The organism is Nocardia sp. NPDC047654, from assembly GCF_043205035.1.
GTDB lineage: Bacteria > Actinomycetota > Actinomycetes > Mycobacteriales > Mycobacteriaceae > Nocardia.
In genome coordinates this window covers 1089017-1111257 of sequence record NZ_JBIDDF010000001.1, presented here as the reverse complement: position 1 = coordinate 1111257, position 22241 = coordinate 1089017, and the positions used below count along the sequence as shown (strand labels likewise).

The 22241-nt window shown below is 69.3% G+C and carries 25 protein-coding genes; 9 read left to right on the top strand and 16 right to left on the bottom strand.

The window, feature by feature from the left end; genetic code table 11:
- Positions 1–10: 10 nt before the first annotated feature.
- Both ACGF7Y_RS05325 and ACGF7Y_RS05320 read left to right on the top strand, forming a co-directional pair.
- Positions 11–1444: an NAD(P)/FAD-dependent oxidoreductase gene (locus ACGF7Y_RS05325; protein WP_393229461.1), complete on the top strand. Its 1434-nt coding sequence runs from the start codon at positions 11–13 to the stop codon at positions 1442–1444.
- An 87-nt stretch (positions 1445–1531) separates the two neighbouring features.
- A complete protein-coding gene (locus ACGF7Y_RS05320) occupies positions 1532–2389 on the top strand; it encodes a hypothetical protein (protein ID WP_393229458.1) in 858 nt (285 codons plus the stop codon).
- Between the two features lie 136 nt (positions 2390–2525).
- On the opposite strand, the gene ACGF7Y_RS05315 is transcribed toward ACGF7Y_RS05320, so the two are convergent.
- From ACGF7Y_RS05315 to ACGF7Y_RS05295, 5 genes are all read right to left on the bottom strand, one after another.
- The gene (locus ACGF7Y_RS05315; protein ID WP_393229455.1) at positions 2526–3176 is read right to left on the bottom strand and encodes an urease accessory protein UreD; all 651 of its coding nucleotides are present in this window, start codon (positions 3174–3176) and stop codon (positions 2526–2528) included.
- A gap of 9 nt (positions 3177–3185) precedes the next feature.
- Positions 3186–3899 carry an urease accessory protein UreG gene (gene ureG, locus ACGF7Y_RS05310; RefSeq protein ID WP_393229452.1) on the bottom strand — a complete coding sequence of 238 codons (714 nt, stop codon included), beginning with the start codon at positions 3897–3899 and terminating at the stop codon, positions 3186–3188.
- A gap of 25 nt (positions 3900–3924) precedes the next feature.
- The gene (locus ACGF7Y_RS05305; RefSeq protein ID WP_393230959.1) at positions 3925–4545 is read right to left on the bottom strand and encodes an urease accessory protein UreF; all 621 of its coding nucleotides are present in this window, start codon (positions 4543–4545) and stop codon (positions 3925–3927) included.
- Between the two features lie 96 nt (positions 4546–4641).
- A complete protein-coding gene (locus ACGF7Y_RS05300) occupies positions 4642–5511 on the bottom strand; it encodes an SDR family NAD(P)-dependent oxidoreductase (RefSeq protein ID WP_393229449.1) in 870 nt (289 codons plus the stop codon).
- A gap of 49 nt (positions 5512–5560) precedes the next feature.
- Complete coding sequence (locus ACGF7Y_RS05295; RefSeq protein ID WP_393229446.1) at positions 5561–6010, bottom strand: DUF4440 domain-containing protein; 450 nt, start codon at positions 6008–6010, stop codon at positions 5561–5563.
- Here ACGF7Y_RS05295 and ACGF7Y_RS05290 point away from each other — a divergent pair.
- Positions 6009–6905 (top strand): hypothetical protein, encoded by an 897-nt coding sequence (locus tag ACGF7Y_RS05290; protein WP_393229443.1) that lies wholly within the window; start codon positions 6009–6011, stop codon positions 6903–6905. The two genes, ACGF7Y_RS05295 and ACGF7Y_RS05290, sit on opposite strands and share 2 nt — an antisense overlap.
- A 15-nt stretch (positions 6906–6920) precedes the next feature.
- On the opposite strand, the gene ACGF7Y_RS05285 is transcribed toward ACGF7Y_RS05290, so the two are convergent.
- Positions 6921–8393, bottom strand: a complete 1473-nt coding sequence (locus ACGF7Y_RS05285; protein ID WP_393229441.1) for an MFS transporter — start codon at positions 8391–8393, stop codon at positions 6921–6923.
- A gap of 60 nt (positions 8394–8453) precedes the next feature.
- Between ACGF7Y_RS05285 and ACGF7Y_RS05280 the strand changes: the two genes are divergently transcribed.
- The gene (locus ACGF7Y_RS05280) at positions 8454–9128 is read left to right on the top strand and encodes a TetR/AcrR family transcriptional regulator (protein ID WP_393229438.1); all 675 of its coding nucleotides are present in this window, start codon (positions 8454–8456) and stop codon (positions 9126–9128) included.
- A 49-nt stretch (positions 9129–9177) separates the two neighbouring features.
- A complete protein-coding gene (locus ACGF7Y_RS05275; protein WP_393229436.1) occupies positions 9178–10170 on the top strand; it encodes a zinc-binding dehydrogenase in 993 nt (330 codons plus the stop codon).
- A gap of 10 nt (positions 10171–10180) precedes the next feature.
- Here ACGF7Y_RS05275 and ACGF7Y_RS05270 read toward each other — a convergent pair whose 3' ends face one another.
- The gene (locus ACGF7Y_RS05270) at positions 10181–10858 is read right to left on the bottom strand and encodes an O-methyltransferase (protein ID WP_393229433.1); all 678 of its coding nucleotides are present in this window, start codon (positions 10856–10858) and stop codon (positions 10181–10183) included.
- 115 nt (positions 10859–10973) lie between these two features.
- Here ACGF7Y_RS05270 and ACGF7Y_RS05265 point away from each other — a divergent pair, with 115 nt between their 5' ends.
- Positions 10974–11819, top strand: coding sequence for an SGNH/GDSL hydrolase family protein (locus tag ACGF7Y_RS05265; protein WP_393229431.1), 846 nt, complete (start codon positions 10974–10976; stop codon positions 11817–11819).
- A gap of 64 nt (positions 11820–11883) precedes the next feature.
- Here ACGF7Y_RS05265 and ACGF7Y_RS05260 read toward each other — a convergent pair whose 3' ends face one another.
- Positions 11884–13179 carry an SPFH domain-containing protein gene (locus tag ACGF7Y_RS05260; protein ID WP_393229428.1) on the bottom strand — a complete coding sequence of 432 codons (1296 nt, stop codon included), beginning with the start codon at positions 13177–13179 and terminating at the stop codon, positions 11884–11886.
- Positions 13179–13610, bottom strand: a complete 432-nt coding sequence (locus tag ACGF7Y_RS05255) for an NfeD family protein (RefSeq protein WP_062974793.1) — start codon at positions 13608–13610, stop codon at positions 13179–13181. Before ACGF7Y_RS05255 ends, ACGF7Y_RS05260 begins: the two co-directional genes overlap by 1 nt.
- A gap of 130 nt (positions 13611–13740) precedes the next feature.
- Here ACGF7Y_RS05255 and ACGF7Y_RS05250 point away from each other — a divergent pair, with 130 nt between their 5' ends.
- The 3 genes from ACGF7Y_RS05250 to ACGF7Y_RS05240 all read left to right on the top strand — a co-directional run bounded on the left by ACGF7Y_RS05250 (position 13741) and on the right by ACGF7Y_RS05240 (position 16309).
- Positions 13741–14565, top strand: coding sequence for a DUF3097 domain-containing protein (locus ACGF7Y_RS05250; RefSeq protein ID WP_393229424.1), 825 nt, complete (start codon positions 13741–13743; stop codon positions 14563–14565).
- Between the two features lie 155 nt (positions 14566–14720).
- Positions 14721–15536 (top strand): hypothetical protein, encoded by an 816-nt coding sequence (locus ACGF7Y_RS05245; protein ID WP_393229421.1) that lies wholly within the window; start codon positions 14721–14723, stop codon positions 15534–15536.
- Positions 15537–15559: 23 nt separating this feature from the next.
- Positions 15560–16309: a S1 family peptidase gene (locus ACGF7Y_RS05240; protein WP_393229418.1), complete on the top strand. Its 750-nt coding sequence runs from the start codon at positions 15560–15562 to the stop codon at positions 16307–16309.
- Between the two features lie 18 nt (positions 16310–16327).
- Here ACGF7Y_RS05240 and ACGF7Y_RS05235 read toward each other — a convergent pair whose 3' ends face one another.
- The 7 genes from ACGF7Y_RS05235 to ACGF7Y_RS05205 all read right to left on the bottom strand — a co-directional run bounded on the left by ACGF7Y_RS05235 (position 16328) and on the right by ACGF7Y_RS05205 (position 22216).
- Positions 16328–16789 (bottom strand): hypothetical protein, encoded by a 462-nt coding sequence (locus ACGF7Y_RS05235; protein ID WP_393229415.1) that lies wholly within the window; start codon positions 16787–16789, stop codon positions 16328–16330.
- 68 nt (positions 16790–16857) lie between these two features.
- Positions 16858–17919 (bottom strand): ferrochelatase, encoded by a 1062-nt coding sequence (locus tag ACGF7Y_RS05230; protein WP_393229412.1) that lies wholly within the window; start codon positions 17917–17919, stop codon positions 16858–16860.
- 22 nt (positions 17920–17941) lie between these two features.
- Entirely contained in the window at positions 17942–18778 is an 837-nt protein-coding gene (gene inhA, locus ACGF7Y_RS05225) for an NADH-dependent enoyl-ACP reductase InhA (protein ID WP_040867400.1), read from the bottom strand.
- Between the two features lie 80 nt (positions 18779–18858).
- Positions 18859–19575, bottom strand: coding sequence for a 3-oxoacyl-ACP reductase FabG1 (gene fabG1 / locus ACGF7Y_RS05220; protein ID WP_040867402.1), 717 nt, complete (start codon positions 19573–19575; stop codon positions 18859–18861).
- 264 nt (positions 19576–19839) lie between these two features.
- Positions 19840–20142, bottom strand: coding sequence for a peptidase inhibitor family I36 protein (locus ACGF7Y_RS05215; RefSeq protein ID WP_168434205.1), 303 nt, complete (start codon positions 20140–20142; stop codon positions 19840–19842).
- Between the two features lie 122 nt (positions 20143–20264).
- Positions 20265–21266, bottom strand: coding sequence for a VWA domain-containing protein (locus ACGF7Y_RS05210; RefSeq protein ID WP_040867404.1), 1002 nt, complete (start codon positions 21264–21266; stop codon positions 20265–20267).
- Complete coding sequence (locus ACGF7Y_RS05205) at positions 21263–22216, bottom strand: DUF58 domain-containing protein (RefSeq protein ID WP_357129410.1); 954 nt, start codon at positions 22214–22216, stop codon at positions 21263–21265. Before ACGF7Y_RS05205 ends, ACGF7Y_RS05210 begins: the two co-directional genes overlap by 4 nt.
- Positions 22217–22241: the final 25 nt, after the last annotated feature.

The following is a 22241-nucleotide window of genomic DNA, read 5'->3' as shown; positions in this document are numbered from 1 at the left end:
GAGCAGGACGATGAGCACTCAGACTGTCGAGAACGGCCGGCACCGGGTGGTGGTGATCGGCTCGGGCTTCGGCGGCCTGTTCGGCACCAAGCACCTCAAGCGCGCCGACGTCGACATCACGCTGATCTCGAAGACCTCGACCCACCTGTTCCAGCCCCTGCTCTACCAGGTCGCCACCGGCATCCTTTCGGTCGGCGAGATCGCGCCCGCCACCCGGCTGGTGCTGCGCAAGCAGAAGAACGCACAGGTGCTCCTCGGCGAGGTCACCGATATCGACCTGACCCACAACACGGTGACCTCGCGCCTGCTCGACCAGGACACGGTCACGCCGTTCGACAGCTTGATCGTCGCGACCGGCGCCCAGCAGTCCTACTTCGGCAACGACCGGTTCGCCACCTATGCACCGGGCATGAAGACCATCGACGACGCGCTGGAGCTACGCGGCCGGATCCTCGGCGCGTTCGAACAGGCCGAGCTCGCGACCACCCAGGAGGAGCGCGACCGGCTGCTGACCTTCGTCATCGTCGGCGCCGGACCGACCGGCGTCGAACTGGCCGGGCAGATCGCCGAGCTGTCCGACCGCACTTTGGAGGGCACCTTCCACAACATCGATCCACGCGACGCGCGGGTCGTGCTCATCGAGGGCGCCGGCGCGGTGCTCGGGCCGATGGGGCCGAAACTCGGCGGCAAGGCCGAACGACGACTGGAGAAGATGGGCGTCGAGATCCAGCTCAACGCCATGGTGATCGATGTCGACGCGTTCGGTGTCACGGTGAAGGACTCCGACGGCACGATCCGCCGCATCGAGTCGGCGTGCAAGGTCTGGTCGGCGGGTGTGCAGGCAAGCCCGCTGGGCAAGATGATCGCCGACCAGTCCGACGGCACGGAGGTCGATCGGGCGGGCCGCGTCGTGGTGGAACCGGACCTGACCGTCAAAGGCCACCCGAACGTCTTCGTGGTCGGCGATCTGATGTCGGTGCCGAATGTCCCCGGCCAGGCGCAGGGCGCCATCCAGGGCGCGACCTACGCCGCCAAGCAGATCAAAGCGGGGCTGAAGGGCCAGGCGCCGCAGGAGCGCAAGCCGTTCAAGTACTTCAACAAGGGCAGCATGGCCACCATCTCGCGGTTCAGCGCCGTCTGCCAGGTGGGCAAGCTCGAGTTCGGCGGGTTCATCGCGTGGCTGGCCTGGCTGGCGCTGCACCTGTACTACCTGGTCGGCTACCGCAGCAGGATCATCACCGTCATCCAGTGGTTCGTCACCTTCCTCGGCCGCAGTCGCGGTCAGATGGCGGCCACCGAACAGTGGGTCTTCGCCCGGCTGGCCTTGGAGGCGATCAGCAACGGCGACGACGAGGACGCCGAACAATTGGCCGCCGCCCTCGGCACCTCCACCAACAGCCGGGTCGCCGTGGACAAGGCGCACACCGACGCCAAGGCAGGCTGACCGGTGTAGTAGCGCGTTCGACCAATCCAGGTCGCCGACAGATCCGAATGTGAGGCGTCGACGTCTCCTTCGGATGAAAGGTGATCTATGGGCACAGGCAAGCACCGAGCACCCGCGCCGCATCGGCCGAAGCTCGGCTCCATCGTCGCCGCGGGGACGGTTCCTCTCGTTCTCGCGCTGGTGGGAACCGGTACGGCGAACGCCGAGCCCGATCACCCCGCTCCGGTGACCAGAACGGATTCGACCGAGCAGGCCCAGTGGCCCGGGGCCGAGGCGCCCAACGTGCGCCCGTACGAGGGTCTGCGAATCCCGGACGACGTGCTGAGTTCGTTGCAGTGGGCACGTCCGTTGCCGGATCACCAGTACCTGGCTCCGGTGGAAGGGCTGCACGCTCCTGTTCCGGTCGCCCCCGTGCCGCCGATCGCACCGCCTTCGGGCAAATTGCGCTTCGGTGACGTGCAGGTCGACGCACCGGAGTGGCTCTACCGGGAGCAGGCGATCCAGATCAACGACAGCTCCGCGATGGCCGAGGCCAATATGGCGACGTTCCTCGATTCGATCGGGATGGAGCGCACGAGGTCCGACCGTGTCGCCGGGCAGACCATGGGCGCCGCCGCGATCGGCGCGGCGGCGGGCTTCGTGTTCGCCAGCCCGTTCGCGTTGTTCGGGGCGGCCATGGGCGGGGGTCTCGGCTTGGCCATCGGTCTGCCGTTCGCGCCGATCGGCCTCGCCGCGGGCCCGGTCGGCGCCGCTTATGGTGCGGCTCTGATGGCCGCCCCGCTGTCCGCCATCGGCGCGGGCATCGGCGCGGGTCTCGGGGCGGTACACGCACTCAGCGCGCCTCCGCGGGCGCTCAGCGCGCCGGCGCCGGGGGCGGAGGCCACCGAGCCGGCTCCGGAGGTCGCCGAGCCGGCTCCGGAGACCGCGGATACGGCCAACGGCTGATCGGATGACAGTCCGAGGAGCGAGCCGAAAGGGTGGGAACCCGACGACGCTGTCGGGCTCCCACCCTTTCTTTCTCCATGTCTCGGGAGGCCTACACCTGTCCGAGACGAAATCGACAGACTGCACGGTCTGTTCATCAGACGTTCAGCAGCACCCCGGTACGGGTGAACAAGCTGCCACCCGCCGCCAGCGGCAGCCGGGTCTGCGTCAAACCGGTCGTCGCCGCGGGGCGTTCGTCCGGATAGACGAGTTCACTCTCCAGAGCCCGAGGCGCGGACAGCGCGTCGTCGGCCGGTGTGCCCGCGCCCAGCGCCAACCGGTGGCGCAGTAGCGGCACGTCGTCCACGTCGGCGATCAGGTCTCCTTGCCACTCGCCGCCGTCCTCGCCCGCGCGGCCGACCTGGACACGTTCGCGCATGCGCAGCCGGGCGCCGGAGGCCAACCGAATCGTGGTGACCGTATGGTGCCGCGCGCCACCGGCGACGATCATCGGCTCGGGATCGAAATCCAGCGCTCCCCCGCTACCGACCTCCAGGTGCCAGCGTCCGGACGACAGAAGCGTCGCCGCGCCCGGCAGCGCGAGAGTCGCCGCGACCGAGCGCACCACCAGTTCGGCGCCGGGCGCGACCACGATCGCGATGTCGAGTTCGTCCCCGCCCAGCGGTGTGGCGGCGGTGCCGATCAGATGGACCGTTCGCGGGCCCGTGCGGCGGGCCGACAACCCGCCGCTCGCGTGGATCTCCGGAAGGGCCGCCGGGCGGGCGACTATTCGTAATTCGGTGCGCACCAGCGGCGCTCAGTGCGCGGCGGCGGATTCGTCCGCGCGGTCCCGCTCGGCGACCGCGCGCAGCTGCTCGCGCACCCAGGCCAGCACCGGTGTCGCCGCCGGATCCTCGGTGAGCGAGACGAGCACCGTCGGCCGGTCCGCGCGCACCCGCGCCGCGTCGCGCTCCATCACGCCGAGATCAGCGCCGACCAGCGGCGCCAGATCGGTCTTGTTGACCACCAGCAGGTCCGAGAAGGTCACGCCGGGGCCGCCCTTGCGCGGGACCTTGTCGCCGCCCGCCACGTCCACCACGAAGATCTGCACGTCGATCAGGCCGGAGGAGAAGGTCGCGGTCAGGTTGTCGCCGCCGGATTCGACCAGGATCAGATCCAGCGGCGGGTTGGCGGCGACCAGGTCCTCGATCGCGTCGAGGTTGGCGGTGATGTCGTCGCGAATGGCGGTGTGCGGGCAACCGCCGGTCTGCACGGCGGTGATCCGCTCGTCCGGCAGGACCGCGTGCCTGCGCAGGAAATCGGCGTCCTCGGTGGTGTAGATGTCGTTGGTCAGCACGGCCAGCGACAGTTCGTCGCGCAACTGCCTGCACAGCGCGGCCACCAGCGCGGTCTTGCCCGAACCGACCGGGCCGCCGATGCCGATGCGCAGCGCCTCTCCGGGCGTGCGGGTCCGTTTCGGCCGATCGTGACCGTGGTCGTGCGGCTCACCGTCGATCAGATGCGGGGGCATGGCGCGGTCTCCTTCTTCCTGGGCTTCAGCTCGCGAACAGGGGCATGTCGCGTTGCCGATGGCGCTCGGCGAGCACATCCTGCAGCGGATCGGACATCGCGGCGAGACCGGTCACGGCCTCGGCGGCGACGCGGTCGCACAGGCCGGCCAGCCGGATCGTGCACGCGGCGATCGCGGCGGGATCCAATGCCAGCAGCCGCTGAGCGGCGGTGGCGGCGCCGGTCAGGGTCGTGTAGACGACCACGCTCGCGATTTCCCTTGGCGGCACCGAGGCAGCCGCGCCGGCCATGCCGAAGACCGTGGACAAATGCGGTGTGGTGCCCAACGGCGACCAATCGTGCCGGGGCCAGAGCTGTTTCGCCAGGCGCAACAGGCCACGGCCCTGCGCGCGCGATGCGGCCCGCGCAGCGGGGGCCGGTGTGCGCGCGTCGGCTTCCGCCTCGGCGCGCGCCGGATCCAGTTCGCCCGCGCACACCGCCGCGGCAAGCGAAGCGGCCACCAGTCCCGCCGTCCGGATCCGGCGGCGCAGATACAGCTCCACTGTCACGGCGTCGCGGACCGAGCCGGACGCGACGGCTTCTTCCACGCCGCCGGAGTGCACGTGACCGCCGATCGGCAGCCGAGAGTCGGCGAGCGCGAGCACCATCGTCAGGCCGGACGCGGCCGGACCGGTCGCAGTGGATGCACGCACCGGTCGATCCTATGTCCCGGCGGGCCGAGCGGACGTCCCGGTCGTCGCGGGTCAACGGCGGAAGGCGCGCTCCATGAATCGCTGGGCGCGGCCGCGGGTCAGGTCGGTCCACGCCTGCACCGGAGCCGACCACCACGGGGCGATCTCCCGCGGCTTGGCGGTCACCGCGTGGCAAACCAGGTCGGCGGCCTCGTCCACGGTCAGGCCGGGGACACGGCTGAAGTCGGTGGGCGCGCTCATCCTGGTGTGCACGAGCGGCAGATAGATCGAGGTGGTGGTGACGCCGTCGCGGGCCACCTCGGCCGCGACACTGCGCAACCAGACGTCGAAGGCGGATTTGGACGCACCGTAGGCCGCCCAGCGCGGCGCGGGCGGCATGCGCACACCCCAGGTGGACACGTTGACGATGTGGCCTGCTCCGCGATCGCGCATGGCGGGCAGCAGCGTGAGCAGCAGGCGCACCGGGCCGAGATAGTTCACATCGATGGTGCGGGTGAAATCGTGGAAACGGTCGTAGGACTCGGCGATCGGGCGGCGGATCGACTTGCCCGCGTTGTTGATCACCACGTCGAGGCGCCCGTGCTCGTCGAGGAGCCTGCGGCCCAGCCGTTCGACGGCGTCCATGTCCGTCAGATCGGTGGGGTAGGTGTGCGCGACACCGCCCGCGGCGGTGATCTCCGCGGCCAGCCGGTCGAGTTCGTCACCGGAGCGGGCCACGAGCAGGACGATCGCGCCCGCCGCGGCCAGCTTGCGCGCACTGGCCTTGCCTATGCCGTGCGAGGAACCGGTGACCAGCACGATCTCGCCGCTCACCGCGGCGCGCAACGCCTGCTCGCGCGGCCGCGACGTGGGGTACAGCAGCCGCGTCGCCACTCGTTCGGCGATCGGCCTGCCGTTGCTCGAGGCCCGGGCGTGGTTCACGAATCCGACTGTAGGCGTCGATCTGGGCGGCCACCCGCCGTTCGGGCGATCAGTCCGTGCGGGACCTGTCCCGTATGAGCTGCGGCAAGTCCTGGCGGGTGAGGTAGGCGGCGATGCTCAGGCCGCCATCGGTACGCCGGACCAGGAAATCGCTGGAGAGCTCGAGGGCGGCGGCGTCGTCGAGGGTCATCCTCCAGTGCGCCGAGGTGAGCCAGTAGTGGCCGCCGAGTTCGACGGTGGACTGGGTGACCAGTGTGGCGCGTGAAGCCGTCAGCCCGCGGACACGGGCGCGGGCGCGGGCGGCGGCGAGGAATTCCTCGCGGGTGACGCACCGGCTCGTCGAGGGTGTGACGACCAGGATCTGCGGGTCGAAAAAGCCGGGCAGCGCGTCGAAGTCGGATGCGGAGACACAGTCGTCATAGCGGCGCAAGAATGCCTGGATTATCTCGATGTCGAGCTCGGAGGGGCGACTGCCGAGGGCGGGATCATGCGAAAACATGACATTTGATTTTATCACGGGCGACGTGTGGCTCCCGGGCGGCGCGCCGGTGCGCTCGAGCATTTCTACTCACGCGCCCGGTAGCAGCAGTGTGCTCGAATGTAGGTTTCATGGAGAATGTTTCGCCGGGGTCGAGCTCCGGCATATCAGCCGAGGGGGGAACGTCGTGTCGACGCCGGACACGCAGGTCTCGATCGCACAGTGGATCGCACGCGGACTCGCGATCGCGGTGCTGGTCCCGATCCGCCTGCTGTGGGAGGGTATTCGCCTGCTGGGCCGCGTCACCGGAGCGGCGCTCGTGTACGTCGCGCGGCATCTGCTGGTTCCGGTAGCCGAACTGATCTGGCACTGGGTGCTGCGGCCCGCGTGGATCTTCGCGAAGGACTTCTTGTGGGGCTGGATGCTCCAGCATCTGCTGTGGGGCTTGGTGCTCACGCCGTTGGCCTCCCTCCTGCTGGAGTACCTGTTGCGACCGCTGCGGCGAGCGGTGGAGGTTTTCCTGTGGCGCAGAGTGATTCGTCCCGCCGGTGTTTGGCTGCTGCGCTGGATCGTGTCACCGATCGTCTATGCCATCGCCTGGGTATGCCACCACACAGTCAAGTGGCTGATCGTCTGGCCTCTGTCGCAATTGTGGCGCTGGGTGCTCCGCCCGCTGTGGAATGTGCTGCGCGCGACCGCGCGGTATGGGTGGCGGGTGGCCGCTCGCATCGTGGGTGTGCTCGTGGTGATGCCGTGCCTGGCGGTGTACCGCTTTGTGCTGCGCCCGGTGTTCGCCGCCTTCGCGGTCGTCTGGCACGCGCTGGTGGTGCGTCCGGTCCGATGGGCGCACGGCGCGATCGTCCGGCCGATGAACCGCTGGGCGGCCGAGGTCGTGGCGGCGGTGTTCGGCCGCTGATCCCGGCAGCGCGGCTCAGCGCGGTCCGGGCGAGGCGAACCGCGCGATCAGCGCCATCGCGGTGAGCGCCGTCGCACCGACGGCCACCGCGACGTGCATGCCGTCGACGAAGGAGCCGCGCGCCGCCTCCACCAGCGCCGCGTCACCGGCGGCCCGCTGGATGGTCTCGCCGAGCGTCCCCGCGTAGTCGCCCCCGGACCGGAAGATCAGCGCCGCGAGCGACCCGAGCAGTGCCAAGCCCAGCGCGTTGCCCAGCTCGAAACTGGTCTCCGAGATGCCGACGGCCGACCCGGCCCGCTCCGGCGGCACCGAGGACACCGACACCTCGGACACCAAGGTGAACGCCAGACCGTAGCCGACTCCGGCGATCGTGGACCCGACCAGATACCACCCCAGCCCGTCGTGCGCGCCGACACCGAGCAGCATCAAGTTGCCCGCCGCGGAGGCCAGCAAGGCGAACACGAAGGTGGCACGAGCGCCGAAGCGATGTCCGACCCGGGCGCCACCCACCGAGCAGACGAAAACGGCGATCGCCATCGGAATGCCGAGCACCGCCGCGGCCAGCGGCGTCCGCCCGGTCACCGACTGCAGGTAGACGCTGGTCAGATAACTCAGCCCGGCCAGCGACATCATCCCCGTCAGACTGGCGCCGATGGCCACCGAGAACTGGGGCCGGGCGAACAATCGCAGGTCGAGCAGAGGTTCGTCGAGCCGGCGCTGCCTGCGCACGAACACCGTCAGGATCACCACGCCGACCAGCGCGACGACGATCGCCCGCGCGTCGATGCCTTCGGTCGCGGCGTGTTTGATGCCGTACACCACCGGCAGGATGCCGCCGATCGACAGGGCGACGCTCGGTAGGTCCAGCGGGCCCCGCACGCCCGCCCGGTGTTCGGGCAGGACGAACGGACCGAAGGCGAGCAGCACCAGCAGCACCGGGATGTTGATGAGGAACACCGAACCCCACCAGAAGTGGTGCAGCAGTATGCCGCCGATGATCGGCCCGACGGCAGAGCCTCCGGCGAAGAACGCCGTCCAGACGCCGATCGCGGCGGCTCGCTCCCGCGCATCCGGGAACAGGCCCGAGATCAGCGCCAGGCTGGACGGCAGCAGTGTCGCGCCGCCGATGCCCATCAGTGCTCGCGCCGCGATCAGCACGCCCGCGCTGGGCGCGAACGCGGCGATCACCGACGCGATGCCGAAGACCGCGGCGCCCACCAGCAAGATGTTGCGCCGCCCGATCCGGTCACCGAGATTGCCCATGGTGATGAGCAATCCCGCGATCAGGAAGCCGTAGATGTCCAGGATCCACAGCTGCTGGTCCGCCGACGGGTCCAGGTCGAGCGTCAGGGTCGGCATCGCGAGGAACAGCACCGAGATGTCCATCGACACCAGCAGCACCGGCAGCAGCAGGACCGCGAGGCCCAGCCAGGCGCGGCGCGAGCCGGTCGTGGACGGCGCGGTCCGCACCGGCTGCACGTCTGTCATCGCCGAACATCCTCTCGCTGGCGCGTACGTCGTACGCATGAGTCCGGGTACAGTGTACGCATGCTGCACCGCGCCGCCATAGTCGATACCGCGATCGAGCTCGCCGACGCCGAAGGCTTGGACGCGCTGTCCATGCGGCGCATCGCCGAGCGGCTCGGGGTCGGCGCCATGTCGCTGTATCGCCACGTCGCGAACAAAGACGAACTGCTCGCGCTGATGACCGACGAAGTGGCCCGGCGCAATCCTTACCCCTCCCCCGAAGGACAGCGGTGGACCTGGCGCGACCGGGTTCGCATCGCCGCCGAGATCGACTGGGCCCTGTACCGGCGGCATCCGTGGGTGCTGCTCACCTTCGCCACTCCGCGCTACAGCTTCGGGCCGCAGAGCCTGGCCTGCCTGGCCTGGTTGGTGGACGGCTTCCTGGAACTCGGCGTGTCCACCCGCGAGGCGACCGGCATGTCCTTCTCGGTGTGGAATCACATCTCCGGCGCCACGCTGCCGGAGATCAGCGCGGATTTGATGGCACGCAAAGGCATGGATCCCGGCGGGGACAACGGGCTGCGGACGCTGTTGAACGGCACGGCACGGGATTCGGTCCCACCCACCCTGACCGATCTGGCCGGCAGCGGTGTGCGCGACCTGACGCAGGAGGAACTGCTCTACGACGGACTCGACGCACTCTGCGACGGATTCGAGGCCAGGGCCGCCCGGCGCGATCGGTTGACCTCGACCTGAGTTGAGGTTGCAGGCTGGGCGGCGACCGCCTCACGACCAAGGAGCCACCGTGCACGCCATCCGCCTCCATGCCTTCGGCCCGGCCGAGAATTTGCGCTACGAACCCGTACCCGATCCCGTACCGGGCCCCGGCCAGGTCCGCATCGCGGTGGCCGCCGCCGGTGTGCATCTGGTCGATACAACGCTGCGCAGGGGCGAGGCCGGGCCGTTTCCCGCGCCCGAGCTGCCGACCATCCCGGGGCGCGAAGTCGCGGGCACGGTGGACCGCGTGGGCTCGGGCGTGGCCGCGAGCCTGCTGGGCGCGCAGGTGGTGGCCCATCTCGGCGCGGTGCCCGGCGGATACGCCGAACTGGCCGTCACCGACGCCGCCCGGCTGCACGAGATCCCGGCGAACCTGGACGCGGCGGAGGCGGTGGCGATGATCGGCACCGGCCGGACCACCATGGGAATCCTCCAGTTCACCGAACTGAAGCCCGGCAGCGTCGTGCTGGTGACGGCAGCGGCGGGCGGCATCGGCACGCTGCTCGTGCAATACGCGAAGAACGCCGGAGCCACGGTGATCGGCTTGGCCGGCGGCCCCGCGAAAGTGGACCAGGTGCGGCGCAACGGCGCCGACCTAGCGGTGGACTATCTGTCGCCGGACTGGCCCGAGCGGGTCCGCGCGCGCGTCGGCGACCACGGGACGAACGTGCTGTTCGATTCCGTGGGCGGCGACGTCGCCCGCACCGGCATCGATCTGCTCGCACCGGGCGGGCAGCATCTGGTCTACGGCTGGTCGGGCAAGTCGGCCGCCGAGGGACCGGTGCGGCTATCCACCGAGGAACTGGCCGAACGCGGCATCACCTCGGAGATGGTGATCGGCCCGCCGATGTCGGCGCGTGCAGGCGGCGATCTGCGCGTGCTCGAGGACCGCGCCATGGCCGAGGCGGCCGCAGGCCGGCTGCGCCCCGCGATCCATCGCTTCGCGCTCGCCGACGCGGCCGCCGCGCACCGTGCGCTGGAGACTCGCGCGACGACCGGCAAGGTGGTGCTGGAGCCCTAGCCGAGCGGGTTCACTCGGCGCTGTCGCCGTTCACCACGGCAAAGGCGAAGCCGTCCCAGCCCTTGCCGCCGACGGTCTGGACCACGGTCGCGTCCAGGCTCGGTTCGGCGGAAAGCAACTCCACCAGCTCGCGACTGGCCTGTGCGTTCGGATCCTCGGAATGCTCCTCGGCGATCGCGCCGCCGCGCACGACGTTGTCGACGATGATCACCGAACCGGGCCGGGTCAGCCGCAGCGCCCACAGCACGTAATTCGAGTTGTTCACCTTGTCGGCGTCGATGAACACCAGATCGAACGGGTCCGGGTCCTCCTCCGCGAGCACGGGCAGGCTGTCCAGCGCGGCGCCGACCCGGATCTCCACCCGGTCGCCCACACCCGCCCGCTCCAGGTTCGCCCGCGCCACATCGGCGTGCGGGGCGGCGAACTCCAGCGTGACCACCCGGCCCTTGGGCCCGACCGCGCGAGCGAGCCAGATCGTGCTGTATCCGCCGAGCGTGCCGATCTCCAGCACCCGCCGTGCCCCCACCGTCCTGGCCAGCAGATGCAGGAATTTCCCCTGCGGCGGTGACACGTCGATCGGGGGCAGGCCGGCCGCCTTGTTCGCCGCCAGCGCCGCGTCGGAATCGGGATCCGCCACCAGCGTCTCCACGAGATAGCGGTCCACGTCGGCCCATCCAGGTGTCGTCATACCTGGAAGTCTGCCACCCGATTCCGCCCGCGTGCCCACCTTGCCGGGTAGCGTTCGGCACAGAGACGTACATGTCCCGGGAGCGCGCCGACGAACGGAACGGACAGGATCCGACATGACGAATCTTGCGCGGGCCGTCGCGGTCATCGCTTGCTCGATCGCCTTCGGCGCCACCGCCTCCGCCGAGGCCGCCCCCCTCGGCGGCGGGGCCGAGTACGTCGCGCTGGGCGATTCCGGGGCGGCCACCACGGGCGTGCGGAACTTCGACATCACCGCCCCGCCGCGCTGCCTCCGCTCGACCGCGAACACACCGAAGCTCATCGCCCGGGAGCTCGATCTGCGCCTCGACGACCGCACCTGCAACTCCGCGCGCATCCCGGATCTCGCCGCCGCGCAGCAGCCGGGCATTCCACCGCAGTTCGAGGCCCTCGGTCCCGGCACCAGGTTGGTCACGGTGCACATCGGCGCCAACGACGCCTTGATGGCCGAGCACATCGTCGCCTGCCATGTCTACGGCCTCTCCGGCGCAGGTGGTTGCGCCGGTCCGGACTGGGATGCCGCCATCGACGCGATCGCCGCGCCCTATGCGGCCGCGTTGCAACAGGTTTCGGATCTGGCGCCGAAGGCGATGATCGTCGTCGACGGCTGGCCGACCTATGTGCGCGACGGTGGCTGCCCGGAGCTGGTCGGTCTTCGACCGTCCGATGCCGCGCCCATCCAAGCGGCCTTCGATCGTCTCGACACCGTGGTCGCCCGCGTCGCCACCGCGCACGGCGCGACCTACGTCGACACCCGCGCCGCGTCGGCGGGCCGTGACGCGTGCGCACCCGCCGGTGTCCGCTGGATCGATCCCGTCATCGCCACCGAAACACTCATCCCCTACCACCTCACCCCGCAGGGCATGCGTGGCGTCGCCGACGCCATCCTCCCCGCGATCCGTGCCACCGGCCTGCCCCGCTGAACGATTCGGCCGCACCGAGACGACCGCCCCGGACTCGGGGAAGTCCGGGGCGGGTCGGGTGGTGTTATTTCGAGAAGTTCTCCGGCGGCTGCCAAGGACGGCCGTGCGGGTCGTCCGGGCGCTGGGCCGGCGGCTGCTGCGGCGGCTGCTGTTGTTGTTGCGGCGGCTGCTGCTGCTGGGGCGGGAAAGCCTCCTGCGGCGGGATGACCGGCTGGTGCGGCGACGGTTCGAAACTCTGCGGAGGCGGTGTCGGTGTCGGTGTCAGCCCCTCGACCGGAGTCCGCGCCGTCGCCTCGGCGGCCCGCACGGCTCGCTCGATGGTCGGGTCGGGTGCGGTGTCGAACCAGTCCGCGACATCGGAGTCGTCCTCCGGCTTGGCTTCCGCGCCGTCCGAGGCGGGCGGTTCGTACCGGAACACACCGTCCTCGCCTTGGGTGCCGAAGCTCTTGGCGAACCCTTCCAGCGCTTTGCCGAAATCGCTGGGCACCAGCCACACCTTGTTGGCGTCACCGCGCGCGACCATGGGCAGCGTCTGCAGGTACTGGTAGGCAAGCAGTTCCGGCGTCGGCTTGCCGGATTTGATGGCGGCGAAGACTTTTTCGATGGCCTTGGCCTGGCCTTGCGCCTGCAGGAAGGCGGCGGCGCGCTCACCCTGCGCCCGCAGGATGCGGCTCTGCCGTTCGCCTTCGGCGGCGAGGATCGACGACTGCTTGGCGCCCTCGGCGGACAGGATCTGCGCCTGCTTCGAGCCCTCGGCCGTCTTGATCTGCGATTCGCGCTGGCCCTCCGCGGTGAGGATCATGGCGCGCTTCTCCCGGTCGGCCTTCATCTGCTTCTCCATCGACTCCTGAATCGACGGAGGCGGATCGATGCTCTTCAGCTCGACCCGCGCGACGCGCAGCCCCCAGCGCCCGGTCGCCTCGTCCAGCACGCCGCGCAGCTGGCCGTTGATCGAGTCGCGGGAGGTGAGGGTCTGCTCGAGCGTCATACCACCGACGACGTTGCGCAGCGTGGTGACGGTCAGCTGCTCGACGGCGGCGATGTAGTTGCTGATCTCGTAGACCGCCGCCTGCGGGCTGGTCACCTGGAAATAGACCACGGTGTCGATGTGCAGGGTCAGGTTGTCCTCGGTGATCACCGGCTGCGGCGGGAACGACACCACCCGCTCCCGCAGGTCCACCTTGGCGCGCACCCGGTCGGCGAACGGCACCAGGAACGTGAGCTGGCCGGACACGGTACGCGAATACCGGCCCAGTCGCTCGATCACCGCGGCCTCGGCCTGCGGCACCAGCGCGATCGACTTGAAGACCACCACCACGACCAAAAACACGAGGACGGCGGCAACGATCAGTACAGGCATCAAGGCCCTTTCCAGACGACGGCGGTCGCGCCGTCGATCTTCATGACATACACGGTCGTACCCGGTTCGTAGACTTCGGTCGTATCCATCGGCCGCGCGGTCCACACTTCACCGCCCAGTTTCACCTGGCCGGAGTGCGCTGCGACCTGTTCGAGCACCAGGGCGGTCTTCCCCGGCAGCGCGTCGACGTTCGTCGGCGTTGGCGGCGGAGTTCCGAAGCGACGCCGGATGATCGGCCGCACGCCAAGGAACAGCACCGCCGAGACCACCGCGAAGACGATGGCATCCACCACGAGCGAGGTGTCCGCCGCCGCGCTGACACCCGCCGTGCCCAGCGCGGCGACGCCGAGCATCAGCAGGGTGAAATCGCCGGTGAGCATCTCCGCCGCCGCGAGCAGAACGCCCGCGACCAGCCAAAAAATTGCGGCCACACGACCACTGTAGTGCGCCGATCATGATATCGGGCGCGACCTTCGCGAGTACTCCCGATGAATTCCGGCCGCGAACGCGCGGTGACCCGAGTGCATCGAAAGCCACAGCGGCGGTGCTAGCTTCAAGCGGGTGAGCGGGCTTGACAGGTATGGCGACATCTACTCCGGACATCCTCGATCGAAGAAGAGGGTGGTGCCGACGGTCACCGCGGATCGCGACCTGGTCGTCGAGGACGCCGCCACCGGATTCTGCGGCGCTGTGGTCGGATTCGATCGCAGCTACGACGGCGAGTTCGTCAAGTTGGAGGACGCGCGCGGCGCGGTGCGCCTGTTCGCGCTGCGCGAGGCCGCGTTCCTCATCGACGGCGAGCCCGTGACGCTGGTGCGGCCGACGGCCGCCCCGCCGAAGACGCCGAGCCGTTCCGCCTCCGGCTCCACCAGGGTCGATGGTTTGCGCGCCCGGATCGCCCGCGGCAGCCGGATCTGGGTGGAGGGCGTCCACGACGCCGCGCTCGTCGAGCGGGTGTGGGGCCACGATCTGCGCGTCGAGGGCGTCGTCGTGGAGCAGCTGGAAGGCCTGGACAATCTGGCCGCGCGCTTGGCCGAATTCCGGCCCGGCCCGGGCAGGCGGGTCGGCGTGCTGGTCGACCACTTGGTGACCGGATCGAAGGAGACCCAGCTGACCACCGGACTCGGGCCGCACGTCCTGGTGACCGGTCACCCGTTCGTCGACGTCTGGCAGGCCGTGCGCCCTTCCACCCTCGGCATCGCGCAGTGGCCCCGGGTGCCGCGCGACGAGGACTGGAAGACCGGCGTCTGCGAACGGCTGCGCTGGGGCACTCCGCAGGACGGCTGGCGGCGGGTGTACGACGCGGTGAGCTCCTTCCGCGATCTGGAGGCGCCGCTCATCGGCGCGGTCGAGCGCCTCATCGATTTCGTCACCGAACCGGACTAGCGCGTTCCGGAGCAGGGCCCGAGCCAGATGCCGGGCGGTATCCGCGCGGACCCGCTCGTCGCGGGCAGCGCGGCGACCCCGGTTTCCGCGCTGCTCACGAATGCCCTCGCGCATGGATGCCCACCGGTAGCGCCCACCCTTTATGCTCGATAATTATGTGCTCTCCAAGTGCGACGCTGACGGTGTGGGCGAGCTCCTGGCTGGCCGGCCGCAGCGCGCCCGACGACGTTTTGGCCGCCTTGCACGCGTGGGCGCCCAAGCACACGATCGCGGCGGGCGACCCGCTCACCGGCGGCCGCACCGATCTACCCTGGTCCGCACACGGCAACCTGCCGGGAAGCGGAGTCATGGCGCTGCTCAAGGTGATTCGCGAGACGATGGCCCAGTCCGGGGCGCAACTGCGGCTGGTGCTGCCCGTCCCGGGGGACGTGCGCGGAGTTCCCAGCGGCACGGCGTTCGCCGCCGACGCCGTCGAGGCCGAGGAGGGCATTCTGATCGGCGTACCGGGCGCCGAAGGCACCGGCCTCATCCCGCAGTGGTCCGACGACGACACGCTGCAGTGGACCGTCTACAGTACCCCCATCCCCGCCGCTCCCGGCCCCGACATGTCACTCGGTGAGGCCGAATACGCGATGCGCGAAGCGGTCCGCGACGCCGCCGACGCGCTGATGAAACTGCACACCACGTCGCTCGGCACGGTCGACTCCGATCCGCGCGAACTCATCGAAGCCGAACTCGCCGACTACTCGCGCCACGACTACCCCGAGTCGATCCCGCTGCGTGCCAGGCGCATTCTCGACACCGCCGATCATGTGGCGGCCATCCTCACGGTGGCGCAGCGGGAGCCCGCTTCCGCGCCCACGTCCGCCAGCGCGATCGGCGCGCAGGAATCGCTGCTGCGACCGCTGTGGGACGCGATCCGCGCCGCACGCTTGGTCGCCGTGCACGCCTCCGCGCGCGAGAGCCGCTGAGATCATGACGCGGGCGGTGTGACATGCGAATTTCCCGCCGTGGCCGCACCGCTGCCCTCACCGTGCTGATCGGTCTCGCGCTACATGCCCCGGCCGCGGCGATCGTGGGCGGCACCGATGCGACGACGGCGGAGTACCCGTGGCTGGCCGCCATCGGCACGCCCTTGTTCCTCACCCGCGCTTCCGGCCAGTTCTGCGGCGGCGCACTCGTCGCTCCGGACGAGGTGATCACCACGGCGCACTGCGTGGCCCTGACCAGTCCGCTTGCGCAGACGCTCACCGTCACCTTCGGCCGCGACGACCTCCGCGAGCACACCGGAAACACGGTGCACGTGAAGGATATTCGCATTCATCCGGACTTCCGTGCCACCGTTCTCGACACGACGACCGCCTATCAGAACGATGTGGCGATCCTTACCCTGGACGAGCCGCAGTCCGGTCCGACGATCACCGTCGCCGCACCCGCCCCCGGCAGCACCGCAACCATCCTGGGCTGGGGCGCGACCTTCGAAACCGATGAGGCCAACACCCGGTTGCACGCCGCGAACATTCCTCTGTCCATCGACGCGGAGTGCGCCACCGCCTATGGTCCGGCCTTCGACCCGCTCACGATGCTCTGCGCGGGCAGCCCGACCGCCGACACCGCACAATACGACAGCGGTGGACCGATTCTCGTCGACGGGCGTCTCGCCGGTCTCACCTCCTGGGGCACCGGCGCGGCCCGCCCCGGCTTCCCCACCGTCTACACCCGCCTGGCCGCCCCGAACTTCTGACCGTTCGGGTCGGGGATGCTACCGCTGCGGCGGTTGCGGCGGCTGGTACGGCTGCTGCGGCGGATAGGGCTGCTGCTGCGGGTACTGCTGATACTGCTGTTGCGGTTGCGACGGATAGGGCTGCTGATACTGCTGCGGCGGCGTGTACTGCTGTTGCCCCGAGAAATCCTGCGGAGGATACGGCTGCGGGTACTGCTGCCCCTGCGGATGCTGCTGTTGCTGGAACTGCTGCTGTTGTGGGTACTGCTGCTGGGACTGGTTCGCTTTGCCTCGCTTACTCAGCCAGATGATGAGTCCGATGACCACGGCGACGACCCCGATGCACAGCAGCAGCCCACCGATGGAGAAACCACCACCGCCACTGCTGCGGCCGCGGCGCCTGGCCTCCGTGGCGTCGAGCGCCACAGTCCACACGTTCGCATCGGACCAGGCGTGCGGATCGAGCAGCGCGGCATTGGTCAATACGTCGGCATAGGTCATCGAGAGATACCCCCCAGGAAGTCGGATCGGCGATCGGTCGCTGGCGATGCTATCGCGCCCGCGACGCCTCAATTCCCAGTCGTGGGACGGCGCGCGACCGCGCAACAGCCGACGGCACACGGTTCGCCGTCGCGTGTGCAGCCGTAGCCCGGGACCGACCCGAGCCGCCGGGGTTCGATGCCGCGCAACTGCTCGGAGACCAGCTCGACGATCAGCTTCGCGAAGCGCGGGTCGGTTCCCGGCGTCGCGGCCCTGGCGAAGCCCATGCCGAGCTCGGCGGCTTTCTGCGCGGCCTCGTTGTCCAGGTCCCAGATGACTTCGAGATGATCGGAGACGAAGCCCACCGGGCAGACGACCACGGCTTCGTCCCCCTTGGCCGCGAGATCGTCCAGGTGGTCGACGATATCCGGATCCAGCCAGGGCACCTGCGGCGGACCGGAGCGAGACTGCCAGACGACGTCGTAGTCGGTGAAACCCGTTGCCGCGGCGCACAACCGGGCCGCGTCGGCGACCTGACGACTGTAGAGTCGCCCACCGTCGGCCGGCGGCCCCGCGGCGGCATCGGCCGATACCGGGATCGAGTGCGCGGTGAACACCAGCCGCGCCGCGGCGCGCTGCCCGGCCGTGAGCTGATCGCGCGCCGCGCGGATGGCGTCGGCGAACGCCTCGATCAACAGCGGGTGATCGAAGTACTGGCGCAGCTTCAGCAGTTCCGGCGCGCCCGCGCCGAATGCCGCACGCGCACGGACGATGTCCTCGTGGTACTGCAGGCAGCCGGAGTAGCCGCCCCAGGCGGAAGTCGGGAAGACCAGCGCGGAGCCAACGCCGTCGGCGGCCATCCGGGCCACGGTGTCCTCCACCATGGGGTGCCAGTTCCGGTTACCGAAGTACACCGGCAGCTCCAGGCCGGCGGCGGACAGTTCGCCCTCGACCGCCGCGATGATGTCGCGATTGAGCGCGTTGATCGGCGAGACACCGCCGAAGTGCAGGTAGTGCTCGGCGACCGCCTCGAGGCGCTCACGTGGCACTCCCCTGCCCCGGGTGACGTTCTCCAGGAACGGCATCACGTCTTCGGGACGCTCCGGACCGCCGAAGGACAGCAGCAGCAGCGCGTCGGCGGTCCGAACCACGGTGTCTCCCCTCGAATCCGGCTCAGTTGATGGACATGTCCTCGGGGAACCAGGTGTTGTGGCTGGCTCCACCGTCGACGTAGATGATCGAGCCGGTGGTACCCGGCAGCCAGTCCGACAGCAGCGCCACGATCGACTTCGCCACCACCGTGGGGTCGTCGACGTCCCAGCCGATTGGCGATGCGCCGTCCCAGTAGGTGTTGAGCTGGTTGAGCTTGGCCGCGTCGTCGGTCGCGGTGCCCGCGATCGCCTTGGCGGCCAGCGTCTTGATCGGACCGGCGGCGATGAGGTTGGAGCGGATCTTCTTGGCGGCGCCCACCTCCCGCGCGACGTACCGGTTCACCGACTCCAGCGCCGCCTTCGCCACACCCATCCAGTTGTAGAAGGGCATCGCCGTACGCGGGTCGAAGTCCATGCCGACGATCGAGCCGCCCTCGTTCATCACCGGCAGCACCGCGCGTGACAGCGAGGCGTAGCTCCACGCCGAGATCTCGAACGCCTTGGCGGCGTCCGGACCGGGACCCTCCAGGAACGGCCGCGCCTCCGGCCCCATCAGGGTGCGGGGTGCGAACGCGATCGAGTGCAGCACTCCGTCGATGCCCTGCGGAGCCAGTTCACGCAGCTTGTCGGCCAGGCCTGCGAGATCCTCTTCGCTGGTGACGTCGAGCCCGATGGCCGGCGGGACCTCCTGGGGCAGGCGCTTGGCGATCCGGTCGATCAGCCGCAGCCGCTCCGGGATGCCGGTGATGACCACCTTCGCGCCCTGCTCCTGCGCGACAGCCGCCGCGTGGAACGCGATCGACGAATCGGTGATGATGCCCGTGACCAGGATGGTCTTGCCTTCGAGCAGTCCGCCCATGAGTTCTCGGTTCTCCTGAAATTCGTATGTGGGATTGGCTGCGGGCGGCCGCGCTCGGCCGCGCTACGCGTTCGGTGTGGTCAGTGACCCATGCCCATGCCGCCATCGACGGGAATCACCGCGCCGGAGACGTAGGCGGAATCCTCGGAAGCCAGGAAGCTGACGACGGCCGCGATGTCCTCGGGCTGGCCGAGCCGCTGCAGGGGAATGAACTTCTTGGCCATGTCGCGCATGTCTTCGGGAAGGTCAGCGGTCATGTCGGTCTCGATGAAGCCCGGGGCGACGACATTCGCGGTGATCGACCGCGAGCCGAGTTCGCGGGTGATCGAGCGGGCCAGGCCGATCACACCCGCCTTGGACGAGGCGTAGTTGATCTGTCCTGCTTGGCCGCTCATGCCGACCACCGAGCCGAGGAAGATCATCCGGCCCCAGCGCCCGCGCAACATCGCGCGGTTCGCCCGCTTGGCGCACCGGAACGCACCGGTCAGATTGGCGTCGAGCACACGGGTGAACTGCTCCTCGTTCATCCGCATGAGCAGCGTGTCGTCGGTGATACCCGCGTTGGCCACGAGCACCTCGACCGGCCCTTGGTGCGCCTCCACCTCAGCGAAGGCGCGGTCCACCGACTCACTGTCGGTCACATCGCATTTCACACCGAACAGGCCGTCGGGCACCCCCGACCCACGATGCGTGACGGCCACCTTGTGACCGTCGGCAAGCAGACGCTGCGCGACCGCGAGTCCGATGCCGCGGTTACCGCCGGTCACCAGGACCGAACGTGACGTTGTGTTCGACATGGGCTAAACCTACCTGGTCGAGGTGATCACGCATGAGCGGGCACCGATGCTCGAGGTGATGACACATGCTCCGGCATCGGCGCTCGTGCGATGTCACCCGTTCGAGACGCCGGCGGACGACACATCCGCGCCCGGCGCTGGTCGGGCCCCGATCCGATCCTCCGACGTCGTCGCGCTCCGCCGCGGGTTCACACACGAAAATCGGGCCGTGCGCGCACGGAACGCACGCACACGGCCCGATCGTGGACTCGGTCGATCACCGAATCAGCACTGCCTGCACCAGTGCACCGAGTAGGCGTCGAATCCGAGATCGGAAAACGACGTGGCGCCGTTCGTGTGGCGACCGTTGCAGTTCGAACTTTCCCAGAAGGTCAACGACTGACCGCTGCGATTGACCACCGAACGGGCGGCGCCGCCCTTCGGGTAGGTCAGTACACACGAGGTCGAGTCGACCACCGGAATCCACTCGAGCATCCTGCCGGTGTAGTTCGCCCCCGTCCACATACAGACGCTCCCGTTCGGACACGACGGCGCGGCGGCCGCTTCGGGCGCCCCCACGAGAAACATCGCAGTGAAAATGGCTGCCGCAGACGCGATTACAGTACGCATCGAAACTCCCTCCCCAGACTGATACGAGCCTGAGCGTACCGAAGCTTCACTTGGCGGACAACGTCTTTCCGCCGCTCCGATTACGGAAGCCGTTGCCGATACAGCAGACCTGTGATGATTCCCGTCGCGATGAGCAAGAGGCCGAGCAACAGCCAGGGCCGGCTCGCGTCGCCCCGAGTCAGCTCGAATCCGATCTGCTCCTCGAGCGTGTTGTACACCTTCGTCAACTCGTCCAAGGAAGCCGCCGTGTAGAACTCTCCACCACTCAAACGCGCGATCTCCCGCATCGCGTCGTCGTCCACCTTGACTTCCACGCGATCGCGCGAACCGTCCTCGCGCGGAATCTCGACGACACCCCAGGCGGTGCCGAAGGAAATGGTGGAGATCGGGATGTTCTTGCTCTTGGCGAGCCGGGCCGCGACGTACTCGTGCCGCGGGTTGTCGAAGTCGGTGAAATTAGGAACGGTTTGTTTGCCGTCCGACATGAGCACGATCCGGGCGGGCGGCGGCTGCTGGCCGCCACCGAGCACCGTGGCGAGCGTCTGGATCGCCTGCAGCGCGGTATGGATTCCTTCGCCGGTTGCGGTGCGCTCGGCGAGGCGGACATTGTCGATCGCGGCCTTGACCGATTCGTGGTTGGTCGTCGGCGAGACCATCACCGAGGCGGTGCCCGCGAAGGTGACGAAGCCGATGTTCACGCCCTCGGGCAATCCGTCGACGAACTCCTTGCCCGCCTGCTTGGCGACCTGGATGCGGCTGGGGGCGACGTCGGTCGCCTCCATCGACAGCGACACATCCATCACGAGCATGACGGTCGCGCGGTTGCGCGGCACCTTCTTGACCGCGGTCGGTCCCGCGGCGGCGACGGTGAGGAACACCAGGCCGACGAGCAACAGCGCTACGGCCACATGGCGGAACGGGCTCGGCCGCGAGGGAGCGACCTTCTCCAGCAGCTCCATGTTGGTGAACTTCAACATGTGCTTGCGCCGGGTGCGCTGCACCAGGACGTAGCCCAGCGCGATCAGCGCGATGACGGCGAGAAATCCGAGCCAGATCTGTGCGGTGAAATGCGAAATACTCACTGACGTGGCACCCGCCCGGTCGGGGCGCCGAAGCTGTGGCGCCGGGTGGACACGAACCGGACCACATCGGCGATCCAGTCCCGGTCGGTTCGCAGGGTGAGCACCGGGGCGCCACAGCTGCGCAGCGCCTGTTCGACCTGCTCACGGTGGCGCTGCGCGGCAGCCGCGAAATCGGCGCGCAGCGTGGAGGTCACGCTGAACTCGCGGGTGCGCCCGGTCTCCGGGTCGTGCAGCACGACGTCGCCCATATCGGGCAGCGACAGGTCGCGCGGGTCGAGCACCTCGACCGCGAGCAGATCGTGCCTGGCCGAGATCGCGCGCAGCGAGCGCTGCCAATCGATGTCGCCCAGGAAATCGCTGATGATCACCGCGAGCCCGCGCTTGCGCTGCGGGCGGCGCAGCGATTCGATGCCGCCGCGCAGGTCGCCGCGCACACCGTCGCGCGCGTGCGGGGTGGTCGCGATGCTGCGCAGCAGTGACTGGGCGTGCACCCGCCCGCCGCGCGCCGGGATGCGGGTCAACCGTTCGCCGGTGGCGACGACCGCGCCGATCCGGTTGCCGCCACCACTGGTCAGATGGGTGATCGCGGCCGCGGCGGCGATGGCGAGGTCACGCTTCTGGCAGGCGGCGGTGCCGAAGTCGAGGCTGGCCGACAGATCGACCACCATCCAGGTCTCCAGCTCCCGGTCGGCGATCATCTGCCGCACGTGCGGGTGGGTGGTGCGGGCGGTGACCGACCAATCCATCTGGCGCACGTCGTCACCGGGCTGATAGGCGCGCGCCTCGCCCGGCTCGGAGCCGGGTCCGGGGATCAGACCGAGGTGATCGCCGTGCAGCACGCCGTCGAGCCTGCGGCGCACGGTGAGTTCGAGGGTCTTGAGCGCGACCGTGAGCCTCGGGTCGGTCAGCTCGCCCGCATGGAAGGACGGCGGTGCGTGGGACGGCGACATCGGCACTGGCGCAACCGGATCCGAT